We start from the raw sequence: 12,906 nt of genomic DNA, 5'->3' as shown, positions 1-12,906 counted from the left end.
ATAAGGAATATAATGTTTATCTCTTTTTGTTTTTTAAGGAAACTAATCTATTTGTAATTTGGGATAACTATAGATTAAATACATAATAATGTGTTAAAATTGTGGAAAGTTATCCACAAAATGTGGACAACTCTTAAAAACTGTTGAAAACTTTTTAAAAGGTATTGACACAATATATATGGATTGAATGTATGTTTGTAACAATATGATGATATTTGAAGAAGTATAGTAGTATATGTTTAATGGGGTAAAATAATAAAAATGATAAATATATACATGTTAACAAAGTTATTAACAGTTTGGACAGAATGTGGATAAAAATTGTGGATAATGTTATAATTATTACGGAAATATAGTAAAAAAGGTCATAGAGTATAATTTGGCTGTGGATAACTTTTGATTTTCAAGTGGATAAGTATAAGAAAAAATGTGAAAAATGTAGAAATATACATAAATAACTTTAAGGAGTAATAAAATGGAGTTTGAAAAAAATATTGTTGAGGGAATATTTATAAATAGACCTAATAGATTTAATGCAAAAGTACTACTAAATGATGAAGAAATAGTAGTTCATGTGCCTAATACAGGAAGATGTAGAGAGATTTTAGTAGAAGGTACAAAAATATTTTTAAGAGAGGAATTAAATCCAAATAGAAAAACTAAATATGATTTAATTGCTGCTATGAAAGGTGATATTATCATTAATATAGATTCACAAATACCAAATAAAGTAGTTAATGAAGCTTTAATTAATAAAAAAATTAAAAGCTTAAATAAATATAGTAAAATAAATAGAGAAAAAACTTTTGGAAAAAGTAGATTTGATTTTAAATTATCCACAGAAGATGATAAAGAAATTTATTATTTAGAAGTAAAGGGTGTAACATTAGAGGAAAATGGACATTGTATGTTTCCTGATGCTCCAACTGAGAGGGGAGCAAAGCATATACTTGAATTAATAGAAGCAAAAAATCAAGGATATGGAGCAGGTGTACTATTTTTAATTCAATTAGACAAGGTTAAGACTTTTTCACCTAACTATAGTAGAGATCCTGAATTTAGTAATGCATTAAAGTTAGCTAAGGAAAAAGGTGTTGATATATTTGCTTATAATTGTTATGTTGATAAAAATTCAATTGAATTAAATGAAGATGTTAATATAATATTATAATTAGTTTAACTAGTAAGAGGTGAATTATGAAATATAAATTTTGTCCAGTGTGTGGAAGAAGGCTAGAGGAGAAATTTAGTTGGGATGAAGGAGGAGTTCCTTATTGCCAATATGATGACATGATGTTTTTTGATATTCCAAAGCCTTGTATTATGGTTGCAATAATTAAGAATGATGAAATATTATTATTAAAGCAAAGTTATATATATGAGAACTCAAAAGTTTTATTAACGGGATATGTAGGTAATAATGAAACTGCTGAAGAAGCTGTAGTCAGAGAAGTTAAAGAAGAAGCTGGTATAGAAATTGAAAATATAAGATATATTAGTTCTGACTACGTAAAGGATAAAGAAATTTTAATGATAAATTTTGTAGCTGATTTTGTAAGTGGAGAAATCATTAAATCAACAGAAGTAGAGGGTATGGGATGGACTAAACTATCTAATGCATTAAATGAAATGAAAGATGATGTTATAGGTACGAAGGTTGTAAAAAAAGTATTAGAAATGAGAGAGTAATATTAAATAGGATATAATAAATTGCCTCATTATAGAAGCCAATTTATTATATCCTATAAAATTTTTTACACAAAACTAATTACTGTCTCAAATACTTGCATAATATTAGATATTAATTAAATTAAGAATCATTTCTTAAAATTTCTAATTTAATAATGTTATTATCATAAGATATAATTGCAGAGTCTATCATCATCCCAACTAAAGAAAGCTCGTCTTCAGTTTCGCTTTCTACGCCTAAATGCCAGTAGGATTCTTCTACTTCATGTTGCCTTTTTGTATTCAATATAGAATCTAATTTAATTAATTCCTGAGTATCAATATTATCTATTTGAGCAGATATAACAAAAGAAGTTTTGTTTTCATCTCTATGTAAATTAACAGTAATGTCTTTTGAACCTAGTTTATATAAATAGGTCATTAATTCATTAATTATTTTTAAGTTTCTTTTAAAGTAATACTTCATCTATAAGCTCTCCTTTTCAAATATATTTATTATAGGAATTAAAATCATTGCTACGAAACCAGCTGCTAGACCGTTATTATATAAATTTAAACCACCATGAAGATATCCTACATTAGTAACCATATTAACATGTAAAAAACCTGCTAATATACCTATTATATAACCATACTTACCTGCAATTGGAGCAAGTGCTGTTGAAAATAAAATAGATAATATTAGAGAGGGGGAATTTATTGGATTAACATTAAATAATGCTCCTAAAATAGCACCAATTATAATTGGTATAATATTCTTAATGTGTTTACCGAAAGCACCAAAACCAACAATAGTAAATATTCCAGCAATGGTTGGTCCATTAAGATGAGAGTTTAATGCTAAGACTAATATAGTTGAAAACAAACATAATATCCCCATATTTATATAACATGTATTCCCAAAGAGTATATAATAATCACTAACTAATCTACCGGGTTGTTTTAATAAAGATAAAAAGTTTTCCTTTTTTAATGGATTATTAAATAATCCAATGATAATTAAATAGAAGGATATTATTAACAATATTATTGTAAATATATAATTAGAATTTGTATTCCATAAAGATCTAGTTTCAAACTCTATTCCAAGTGCTCTTAATATGGACATTAATAAAGTTGCAAATAATCCACCTGCAAAACCTATATTATATAAATTATACCCATTATGAGCTTTAATGCAATGTGATGCAACTGGAGCAAGTACGAATCCTGTAAATATACCAATTGAATAGCCTAAAATAATACCGACTGTAGTAGAAAAATAATTTGTAAAGCTTAGCTGACTAACTGTTGGAGCTAATGTGGTTGAAAGTAATGCAACCAAGCTATAATTAAGGAAGGATTCTTTTTGATATCTAGAGTAAATAAATACACCTATAATAATTGGCCATATATTTAAAATATTTTTGCCGAAAAACGAAAAGCCTGTCATTAGCCATAAAGACATAATAGTAGCTCCATTTGGTTTTACTCCAATAAAAAATAAAAGGAGAATAGACATTATGCTAGTTAAAGCAGAGTTTAGGAGAGAAGCGCTAATACCACCAATTTCAACGTAATCAGAAATTAGAATATCAGGACTTAAAATTATTTGTTTTAAACCTTGAAAAATATCCTTTGGTGAATCCAAAAGAAAAGCTAAAAAGATAAAAAAGCAATAAAGAATTAGTAATACGGTGTATGGAGGGTAAAATTTTCTCTTTCTTATATAAATCACCTCTTATAAAATTTATAAACATCCAGTATAATAAAAGATATTGTTGATTAATTAGATATTATTTTATAAAATATTCTAGCTATATATCCTAAAATATGTACAAGATAGTATAATATAATTATATATAAAAAATAGAAAAAGTTCCATATTTAGTTAGAAAATGATTTAATAATAAATAATTGCATTTCGTATTTTATAAACTTATAGAATTAAAATTAATATATAGAAAGAATAAATAGGAGGAGTTTTATATGGATATAAAAAAAGTAAAACAGGTACCAGAGATAAAAGGAACATTGAGAAGCCATGTAATTGAGGTTCCTTCTTGTATTAGAGAATGTAGTGGAATAAAAATATTTGGAAAAAGGATAAAATCTTTATTATTTACAACAGATGTAGCTATTATTAAAAATACCAATGCAGATGCAATAATAGCAGTTTATCCATTTACTCCTCAACCAATAATAACTCAAGCTCTAGTTATGGCTGCTGATGTGCCAGTTTTTTGTGGAGTTGGGGGAGGAATAACTCAAGGCAAGAGAGTTGTGAACTTAGCATTAGATGCTGAATTTAAAGGTGCTATGGGAGTTGTTGTAAATGCACCTACTGCTAATGAAATAATAAAAAAGGTAAGAGAATCAATTGATATACCTGTAATAGTAACAATAGTTTCTGAATGTGAAAATGTAGCAGAAAGAATAGAAGCAGGAGCAACGATACTAAATGTATCTGGTGGAAAAAATACTCCTAGAATAGTAAAAAGAATAAGAGAAGAATTTCCTAATTTCCCTATAATAGCAACAGGTGGGCCTTCAGAAGAAACTATCATGAGAACAATAGAAGCTGGAGCTAATGCAATAACATATACACCACCTCCATCAGGAGATGTAATGGGAAATTTAATGGACAAATATAGAGGTGAAAATTAAAAAATTACCTTAAATAAAATGTATAAATATAGAATATTTATGAAAAAAGTGTATAATAATATATATAATGATATAGCCACTATGGAATACCATGGTGGCTTTATTATAATATAATAAAAATTTTGGAGGAAATGTATGAGATTATTTGGGGCAAGCAAAATTGAAGAAAATAATTTAATTATTGGTGGAATAAAAGCAAGTAAATTAGCTGAAAAATATGGAACACCATTATATGTTATGGATGAACAATTATTAATAGATAAATGCAGGGAATATGTAAAATCTTTTAGAGTTAATGAAGATAATAATAGAGTTGCATTTGCAGGAAAAGCATTTTTAACTATTGAAATGTGTAAATTAATCAATAATGAAGGATTATATTTAGATGTTGTTTCAGGTGGAGAATTATATACAGCCTATAAAGCAGAATATCCAATGGATAAGATATATTTCCATGGTAACAATAAAACTTTAGCTGAAATAGAGCTTGGAATAAAGCTAGGTGTAGGAAGATTTGTAGTAGATAATCTTTGGGAAATGTCTAAAATAAATGAAATAGCAGAAAAGTATAATAAAAAACAAAAAATTTATTTAAGATTAACTCCAGGGATAGAAGCACATACTCATGATTATATAAAAACAGGTCAAATAGATTCTAAGTTTGGATTTGCTCCAGTTGAAAACATAATAATGGATGCAGTTAAAACAGCTCTTTCTCTAGATAATGTTATATTAGTAGGGCTTCATTGTCATATAGGATCTCAAATATTTGAAACAGACCCTTTTAAAGATGCAGCAGAGGTTATGTTAAATTTCATAAATGAAATAAAGCAAGAAACAGGACATATAATTGAAGAATTAGATTTAGGTGGTGGATTTGGAATCTATTATTCAAATGGAGATATGCCAAGAGAAACAGAAGAATACTGTAAAGTTATTTTAGATAGCGTAGATGAAGTATGTGATAAGTTAAGACTTAAAAAACCTGTTTTAACTATTGAACCAGGAAGATCTATAGTTGCAAATGCAGGAACTACACTATACACTATAGGATCTATAAAAGAAATACCTAATGTCAAAAAATATGTAGCTGTAGATGGTGGTATGGCAGATAATATTAGACCTGCATTATATGGAGCAAAGTATGAAGCATTGGTTACAAATAAAGCAGAAGAAATACAAAATGATAGAGTTACTATTGCTGGAAAGTGCTGTGAGTCAGGAGATATTTTAATAAATGATATTGATATCCAAAATGCAGAAAGTGGAGATATTTTAGCAGTATTATCTACAGGTGCTTATGGATTTTCAATGGCAAGTTCATATAATAAACTGCTTAGACCAGCAGTCATTTTTGTTAGAAATGGAGAATCAAAGATAGTAGTTAAAAGACAAAGCTATGAGGATTTAATTAGAGAAGAAATATAATAAAATATATGCTATAGAGTAGAAATGGTAAAAAGTTTACTCTATAGCTTTTTTATTTATAGTAGAAATATGAAGTTGGCAGTGACAAGAATGGGTTTAATACCATATTTAGGACATTCTTTAAAAATATTTTTATAAAACTGTAATCCTACTTTATTGGGTTTAGATTCATAATCTAATGGGAAAATAAGTGTCCATACAATAGATAGTCTAAAATTTTTAAATCCATTTTATTTTCCTTCTTCGTTAATCTTTTTGAAGATAAAAATATAATTTTTTTAATAGTGGAATACATATAAAATATTTTTCAATCATTGATTGGAATGTACTAATTATAATACCATTACAAAATGCCATAATAATTGTACCTAAGCCAATTCCAACAAATTTATGAAATGAAACTAAAGATAAAAGAATAGAAATAAATAAAAAAACACAATCAAAGAATGTTTTAAAAATTTTAATAGGAACTTTATATTTTTTAGACATAACTTTCACAAAAAAATCGTATATTTGTGGATAAAAATAGGTATTATAAAACATTGCTATTGCTAGTCCGGAAAGTATCATACCTACAAGAAAACAAATAATTCTGATACTTGTTGATAAAGGAATTTGATTATGGAACATTGGTATGTATACTTTAAATATATCAGCAACGGTAGCATAGAGAATTCCAGTTATAAAAGAACTCAAATATGAAAATTTAAATTGTTTCATAATAATACAAAATAGAACAAAAACAATACCTGCAACAATATATTCAGCTTGCCCATAAGTTAAGAAGTCAAATCTTAAACTTAATATATATGCTGGACATACAATCATAGACATTCCATAGTCTGCAATTGACATAAGGTTAACTGAAAAACCTAAAATAATAATTGCTAAAATATAAATTAGTTCACTTGATATCTTAATTTTTTTCAATACTATTTCCTCCTTTTGCATATAGAATAATCAAAAAAAGAGGGAAAAACAAAAAAGTTTCCAAAAAGGAAACTAGTTTTGAAAGTTTAGAAGAATAATATCAATAATATGCCTTATAATATATTCATTATAATTATTATCTAAAGTTGGGATAAAAAGTTGTTTATCACAAAATTTAATAGAATCTTTACAGGTAATAAGCCATTTTCTAACTTTAGTATTTTGTATACGGTTGATGATTCTTTTATCAAAATGAAATGAATTACCGTTTGTACTTAGAATAATTAATAAATTATTTTCTGAAAATGTATACTTTTTTTGAAAATCAACATCACATATAACAGTTGAAATATGATAAATATTCAATTCTCTTTGTATATTATAACAAAGTGATCTCGCATCTCCTTGTGCATATAAATAAAGTATTTTAGTGTCTCTAATACTTTTTATTATTTCCTGAATATCGTTTATATTGATATGTTCTAATGAGTATTGAATGTTTTTTGATAATTCTTTTGTAAATTGTATTATATTATCTTGAAAAGATAATTCATGATTTTTTATCATTTTACGTCTTTGTAAAGAATCTAAATAACTATAGCAAGCGTATCTAAAATCCTCATAATTTTGATAATCTAAATTTCTAATGCATTTTGATACTTGTCCTTTTGACATATAGGATGATTTTGCAATATCATCTATACTCATAGATGGGATTTGTTCAATATTTTTTTTAATAAAACTACATAGAACATATAATGTACTTTTATTTGTATTACTATTCAATATATCATTAACTTTATCAATTATCATACTTACCTTCCTAACATGAAAATTTTAATTAGTAACCTTTTTTATATTGTAATTATAGTATTATGACATGGTATATTCATTTTTTTCTGCAATAACTAAATACTTTTATTATATCAAAGTTAATGCCTAATTGATAAATTAGTTTATTTTTATATAGTTTCTATTTTGATAGATTGAATGCTATTTAAATTTATTATAAATATGTTATACTAAAATATAAGCTAAAAAGGAAGGTTGTGATTAAAAACGGAGATGGAGCAAGATAGATATATAGTTGATAGAATTGAAGAAAACTATGTAGTATTAGAAAATGGTAAAGATAATGTATTTAACGTAAAAAAAAGTGATATAATTGGAAATGTAAAAGAAGGAGATATACTTTATATAAAAAATAATCTTTATTTTATAGATGAAAAAGCTACTAAAATGAGAAAAGAAGAAATTGATAATTTAATGAAAGGATTATGGGAAGAATAATGGAAAATAATATTGAAGAAGATGGAAAAGAAAAGAACACAATAAAGAATTTTATTTATGAGTGGGGAGTTCCAGTAATTTCAGCTGTTATAATAGCCATTTTAATAAATAAATTTCTATTATTTAAGGTATTAATTCCATCAGAATCTATGGTACCTACATTAAATGTTAATGATAGGTTATTTGTAACAAGAGTTTACAACTTAGAAAAATTAAAAAGAGGAGATATATTAGTTTTTTACTCAGAAGAATTACAAGAGGATTTAATTAAGAGATTAATAGGCTTGCCAGGAGATAAAATACAAATAATAAATGGTGTTGTTTCTGTTAATGGCGAAGTGTTAGAAGAAGACTATATTGGAGCTCCAGATAAATTTAGTGGGGAATATGAAGTTCCAGAAGGAAAGTACTTCTTTTTAGGGGATAATAGGCTTTATTCTAAAGACTCAAGATATTGGATTAATCCTTATATAGATGGGGAAGATATAGCTGGAAAGGCACAAATTAAGGTATATCCTTTTGATGAGATTGGAAAAATAAAATAAACTTATTAGAAAGGAAACATTATGGATAATAAGAACACTGAAGACAATAATAACAATAATAAAAAACAAAATACCATATTATATGCGATTTTAGCATTTCTATTTTTATACGCATTTACTTCAACTAAGAATTTTATGATGACAAATGAAATAAGTTATAATAAATTCTTAAATATGATAGAAAATAATCAAGTAGAAAGCGTTGTTATTTCAGCAAGCGAAATAAAAATTGTTCCAAAGGAAAAAGAAGAGGGATTTTCTAGTAAAAAAGTGTTATATACAGGAAACGTAGATGATCCAAATTTAATAAATATATTAAATGAGTCAGGGGTAGAATATAGAGCAGAATCTATTCAAGAAAACTATTTTGCTGACTTTATATTTAGTTGGGTTATAATGCCTATAATTTTATTTAGTATCTTTAGATTTTTAGCGGGAAGAATAGGAAAAAGAATGGGTGCTGGTCCTATGATGGGATTAGGAAAAAGTAACGCTAAAGTATATAAGGAAAATGATATAAAAATTACCTTTGATGATGTTGCAGGGCAAGATGAAGCAAAGGAATCATTAAAAGAAATAATAGATTACTTAAATAATGCTACAAAATATACAGATATTGGAGCTAAGCTTCCTAAAGGAGCACTTTTAGTTGGACCTCCTGGAACAGGTAAAACCTTACTTGCAAAGGCAGTAGCTGGTGAAGCAAATGTACCATTCTTATCAATTTCAGGTTCAAACTTTGTTGAAATGTTTGCTGGAATGGGAGCTGCAAAGGTAAGAGATTTATTCCAAGAAGCAGAAAAAAATGCACCATGTATAATATTTATAGATGAAGTGGACTCAATTGGTAAGAGTAGAGATTCACAACTTCAAACTAATGATGAAAGAGAACAAACATTAAATCAATTATTAACTCAAATGGATGGTTTTGATTCTACTAAGGCAATAGTTGTTTTAGCAGCGACAAATAGACCAGAAATATTAGATAAGGCTTTATTAAGACCAGGTAGATTCGATAGAAGAGTTATAGTTGATAGACCAGACCTTAAAGGAAGAGTAGATATACTAAAGGTTCACTCTAAAGGTGTAAAACTTGGTGATGATGTTGATTTAGAAGAAATAGCAAAAAGTACTCCTGGTGCAGTAGGAGCAGATTTAGCTAACATAGTAAATGAAGGTGCTTTAGCTGCAGTTAAAAATGGAAGAGAATTTGTTATGCAAGAAGATTTGAGAGAAGCTGTAGAAGTAATTATAGCAGGTAAAGAAAAGAAGGATAGAATACTTTCTCCTATGGAAAAGAGAATAGTTGCATTCCACGAAGTAGGTCACGCTTTAGTAGCAGCACTTCTAGAAAATACAGATCCTGTACATAAGATAACTATAGTTCCAAGAACTATGGGAGCATTAGGTTATACTATGCAATTACCAGAAGAAGAAAAGTATTTAGTTTCTAAAGAAGAATTGACAAATCAAATTATGGTTATGTTAGGTGGAAGATCTGCTGAAGAAGAGGTATTTAACTTAATTACAACAGGAGCATCTAACGATATAGAAAGAGCTACTAAGACTGCAAGAAGTATGGTAACTGTTTATGGTATGACTGATAAATTTGATATGGTTGCTTTAGAATCAGTTCAAAATAGATATTTAGATGGTAGAGCTGCAAGAGAATGTAGTGAAGAAACATCAACTTTAATAGATCAAGAAGTTTTAAATATAATAAGAACATGTCATGAAAATACTAGAAAACTTCTAAATGAAAATAGAGATTTACTAGATAAAATTTCTGAATACTTATTAGAAAAAGAAACTATTTTCGGAGATGAATTCATGGAATTTGTTTACGAAAAATACCCAGAACTAAAAGAGAAAAAAGCTAAAAAATTAGCAGACAAAAAACAAAAAGAAGAAAATACTGAATACTAATTGATAATTGAGAATGGATAATGCATAATTAAGGAAAAAAATCTTGGATTTTTTTATAAAAGATGTTTTGCACTAATGAAATTAAGTTTTGCTGTGCAAAACATCCTTAATTCTACATTTGACATTCTTAATTTTTCATTTAATACATGTACTCTTTCTTAGTAAAATCAAAGGGGGAATTTCTCTTGGATAAATTAGAATTATTAAAAGAAGAAGAAAATTTACAAAATACATTAAATATACTTAATGAAGAAACTTTAAATTACATTGAAAAAAGAAAAGCAATTTCTGATTATATTCTTGATTATAGAAAAAAGTATATTGAAGAATATAGAGATGATGAGGATAAGTTAGTTGAATATTTTGACCATGAAAGATATATAAAAGAAGAAAGTTATAAAGCAATAGATAGAAAACTATCAGAGTTTGTTAAATTAAAAGAATCACCTTACTTTGGAAAGATAAATTTTATTGATGATGGGTTTAGTGAAGAACTATATATTGGAAGATATGGATTAACTCCAGAGGGGACATATGAGCCAGTTATAGTTGATTGGAGAGCTCCAGTTGCATCGTTATTTTATAAGGGGATGCTAGGAAAAACTAGTTATACTAGTCCTCAAGGAGAAATTCCTATAGATATTTTAGGAAGAAGGCAGTTAATAGTAAAAAAGGCTAAATTAGAAGGATATTTTGATTCTGACATTAATATACAAGATGAAATACTACAAATGGTTTTATCATCTAAATCGGGTGAAAAATTAAAGGATATAGTAAACACTATACAAAAAGAACAAGATGAAATTATAAGAGCAGATAGAAGTAAAGTTGTTGTAGTTAATGGAGTTGCAGGTTCAGGGAAAACAACTATTGCTCTTCATAGAGTTGCATATTTACTTTATAATTATAGACAACAATTAAGTGATAAAGTATTAATTTTAGGTCCAAATGATATATTTATGGATTATATATCTGAAGTTTTACCTAACTTAGGAGAAACAGCAGTTAGAAATGAAACATTTTTATCATTTGCATATAAGGAAATAGGTCTTGACGAAGAGGTTCTAGATATAACAGCTTATTTAGAAGAAGTTTTAAGAGGAAATAAGAGTGTAATTGATGAAATAAAATACAAATCTTCTAAAGAATTTATAGAGTTATTAGATAAAAAGACAAATGAAATAGAGGAAAATTACTTTGATATTAAGGCAGTTGAATTCTTAGGTAAGGAGATTGTCTCAATAGAAGAAATAAAAGAGCTTTTTGAAGTCCATTATAAATATATGCCTATATTTAGAAGAAGCCAAAAAATAAAGAGAATATTATTCTCTAAAATAAAAGATATAAGAGATGAAAAAGTTAGAGAAATAAATAATAATGCTAAGGAAGAAAAGGCTAAATTAACTTCTGAAGAATTAATAATTGAAGAAAACAACATTGAATTTAGAAGAAGAATTGCAATAAGAGATGTTGTTAGAGAGGTAATGAAAAGTAAAGCTTATATAGAATCTTGGATAAATAATGATGAAATAGTTAATATCTATAAAGATTTTATGAAGGTTGAAAAGTTATCTTATTTAGATTTAACAGCTATTTTATATTTAATGATAAAATTAAATGGTAAAAAATCAAGCTATGAAATTAAACATGTAGTTATTGATGAAGCTCAAGATTATAATATGCTTCAATTTATAGTTTTAAAAGAATTAACAGGTTGTAGAAGTTATACTATAGTTGGAGATTCAAATCAAAGATTAGTTAAGGCAGAAGAAATTCCTGCAATGCTAAGATTAAAAGAGATTTTTGGTGGATTCTTTAATTTATATGAATTAAAGAAAAGCTATAGATCTACTTATCAAATTATGGAGTATGCAAGTAAATTGCTTGATGAAAATGCAGTAGTACCTTTTGTAAGAAAAGGAGAATTTGATGTTCTTGAAACTACTGTACCAAAGGATGATATGGAAGATTTAATAGATGTAATTTTAAATTTACTAGAAGATTATCAAGAAGAAAGATATGAAAATATTGCAGTTATAACTAAAGATAAAGAAGAATTAAATACTATAGCTCCAGAGCTTAAAAAGTATACAAATATATTAGCATTTAATAAGTCGGATATTATATATAGAGGTGGAAAAGTATTAGTTCCTTCTTATTATGCTAAAGGATTAGAATTTGATGCTGTAATAATAGTAGATTTTGATGAAAATACAGATAATTTAATTAAGTATATTATGAGTACAAGAGCACTACACAGATTATCTGTAATTAAAGTAAGATAGAAAAAGAATTTTGTAAATAGATAAACATTATATGATGGCGACTTGGAGCGAATGCGACGGAGCAAGGAATATAATGTTTATCTATTTTTTTGTATAGACCAGTTATAAAAAGTCAATACTTTTTTAAAAAATTCTTTTATTAAATAAGGGTATACTTAAGAAACCAT

At 26.6% G+C, this 12,906-nt stretch carries 12 protein-coding genes and 1 pseudogene; 8 read left to right on the top strand and 5 right to left on the bottom strand.

The features are described from left to right. Positions 1–475: 475 nt before the first annotated feature. Complete coding sequence (gene sfsA, locus H9660_RS01615) at positions 476–1,171, top strand: DNA/RNA nuclease SfsA (RefSeq protein WP_191747881.1); 696 nt, start codon at positions 476–478, stop codon at positions 1,169–1,171. A gap of 26 nt (positions 1,172–1,197) precedes the next feature. Continuing rightward, complete coding sequence (locus tag H9660_RS01610) at positions 1,198–1,689, top strand: NAD(+) diphosphatase (protein ID WP_191747879.1); 492 nt, start codon at positions 1,198–1,200, stop codon at positions 1,687–1,689. Between the two features lie 121 nt (positions 1,690–1,810). On the opposite strand, the gene H9660_RS01605 is transcribed toward H9660_RS01610, so the two are convergent. Both H9660_RS01605 and H9660_RS01600 read right to left on the bottom strand, forming a co-directional pair. Next, complete coding sequence (locus H9660_RS01605; RefSeq protein ID WP_191747877.1) at positions 1,811–2,155, bottom strand: hypothetical protein; 345 nt, start codon at positions 2,153–2,155, stop codon at positions 1,811–1,813. Continuing rightward, the gene (locus H9660_RS01600) at positions 2,156–3,406 is read right to left on the bottom strand and encodes a DUF1576 domain-containing protein (RefSeq protein WP_191747875.1); all 1,251 of its coding nucleotides are present in this window, start codon (positions 3,404–3,406) and stop codon (positions 2,156–2,158) included. Positions 3,407–3,657: 251 nt separating this feature from the next. On the opposite strand from H9660_RS01600, the gene H9660_RS01595 reads away from it, so the two are divergent. Both H9660_RS01595 and lysA read left to right on the top strand, forming a co-directional pair. Continuing rightward, positions 3,658–4,335 carry a beta/alpha barrel domain-containing protein gene (locus H9660_RS01595; RefSeq protein WP_191747873.1) on the top strand — a complete coding sequence of 226 codons (678 nt, stop codon included), beginning with the start codon at positions 3,658–3,660 and terminating at the stop codon, positions 4,333–4,335. A 135-nt stretch (positions 4,336–4,470) separates the two neighbouring features. Then, on the top strand, positions 4,471–5,763 hold the full coding sequence (gene lysA, locus H9660_RS01590; RefSeq protein ID WP_191747871.1) for a diaminopimelate decarboxylase: 1,293 nt from the start codon (positions 4,471–4,473) through the stop codon (positions 5,761–5,763). A 56-nt stretch (positions 5,764–5,819) separates the two neighbouring features. Here the strand turns inward: lysA and H9660_RS16645 are convergent. The 3 genes and pseudogenes from H9660_RS16645 to H9660_RS01575 form a co-directional block, all read right to left on the bottom strand. Further along, positions 5,820–5,978 (bottom strand): annotated as a pseudogene (locus tag H9660_RS16645) (family 1 glycosylhydrolase); the annotation flags it as partial. Positions 5,979–6,009: 31 nt separating this feature from the next. Next, positions 6,010–6,693, bottom strand: a complete 684-nt coding sequence (locus H9660_RS01580; RefSeq protein ID WP_191747869.1) for a DUF6198 family protein — start codon at positions 6,691–6,693, stop codon at positions 6,010–6,012. A 72-nt stretch (positions 6,694–6,765) separates the two neighbouring features. Further along, positions 6,766–7,506, bottom strand: coding sequence for a MurR/RpiR family transcriptional regulator (locus tag H9660_RS01575; RefSeq protein ID WP_191747867.1), 741 nt, complete (start codon positions 7,504–7,506; stop codon positions 6,766–6,768). A gap of 252 nt (positions 7,507–7,758) precedes the next feature. Here H9660_RS01575 and H9660_RS01570 point away from each other — a divergent pair, with 252 nt between their 5' ends. The 4 genes from H9660_RS01570 to H9660_RS01555 all read left to right on the top strand — a co-directional run bounded on the left by H9660_RS01570 (position 7,759) and on the right by H9660_RS01555 (position 12,739). After that, on the top strand, positions 7,759–7,983 hold the full coding sequence (locus H9660_RS01570; protein WP_191747865.1) for a DUF3006 domain-containing protein: 225 nt from the start codon (positions 7,759–7,761) through the stop codon (positions 7,981–7,983). Beyond that, a complete protein-coding gene (lepB, locus tag H9660_RS01565; protein ID WP_191748020.1) occupies positions 7,983–8,528 on the top strand; it encodes a signal peptidase I in 546 nt (181 codons plus the stop codon). The genes H9660_RS01570 and lepB overlap by 1 nt, the downstream gene beginning before the upstream one ends. 21 nt (positions 8,529–8,549) lie before the next feature. Further along, entirely contained in the window at positions 8,550–10,454 is a 1,905-nt protein-coding gene (gene ftsH, locus H9660_RS01560; RefSeq protein ID WP_191747863.1) for an ATP-dependent zinc metalloprotease FtsH, read from the top strand. A 146-nt stretch (positions 10,455–10,600) separates the two neighbouring features. Continuing rightward, the gene (locus tag H9660_RS01555) at positions 10,601–12,739 is read left to right on the top strand and encodes a HelD family protein (protein ID WP_191747861.1); all 2,139 of its coding nucleotides are present in this window, start codon (positions 10,601–10,603) and stop codon (positions 12,737–12,739) included. The last annotated feature ends 167 nt before the right edge of the window (positions 12,740–12,906 follow it).

It is taken from the genome of Clostridium gallinarum (genome assembly GCF_014836325.1).
Taxonomy (GTDB): Bacteria; Bacillota; Clostridia; order Clostridiales; family Clostridiaceae; genus Clostridium; species Clostridium gallinarum.
The sequence above is the reverse complement of the archived record's forward strand: the minus strand, read 5'-3'. Positions and strand labels throughout refer to the sequence as shown.

What these genes read in the sequence shown, in the direction of transcription:
- H9660_RS01575 (WP_191747867.1), bottom strand. Translation starts at nt 7,506, where the DNA reads ATGATAATTGATAAAGTTAATGATATATTGAATAGTAATACAAATAAA.
- H9660_RS01605 (WP_191747877.1), bottom strand. Translation starts at nt 2,155, where the DNA reads ATGAAGTATTACTTTAAAAGAAACTTAAAAATAATTAATGAATTAATG.
- sfsA (WP_191747881.1), top strand. Translation starts at nt 476, where the DNA reads ATGGAGTTTGAAAAAAATATTGTTGAGGGAATATTTATAAATAGACCT.
- lysA (WP_191747871.1), top strand. Translation starts at nt 4,471, where the DNA reads ATGAGATTATTTGGGGCAAGCAAAATTGAAGAAAATAATTTAATTATT.
- lepB (WP_191748020.1), top strand. Translation starts at nt 7,983, where the DNA reads ATGGAAAATAATATTGAAGAAGATGGAAAAGAAAAGAACACAATAAAG.
- ftsH (WP_191747863.1), top strand. Translation starts at nt 8,550, where the DNA reads ATGGATAATAAGAACACTGAAGACAATAATAACAATAATAAAAAACAA.
- H9660_RS01610 (WP_191747879.1), top strand. Translation starts at nt 1,198, where the DNA reads ATGAAATATAAATTTTGTCCAGTGTGTGGAAGAAGGCTAGAGGAGAAA.
- H9660_RS01570 (WP_191747865.1), top strand. Translation starts at nt 7,759, where the DNA reads ATGGAGCAAGATAGATATATAGTTGATAGAATTGAAGAAAACTATGTA.
- H9660_RS01555 (WP_191747861.1), top strand. Translation starts at nt 10,601, where the DNA reads ATGTACTCTTTCTTAGTAAAATCAAAGGGGGAATTTCTCTTGGATAAA.
- H9660_RS01595 (WP_191747873.1), top strand. Translation starts at nt 3,658, where the DNA reads ATGGATATAAAAAAAGTAAAACAGGTACCAGAGATAAAAGGAACATTG.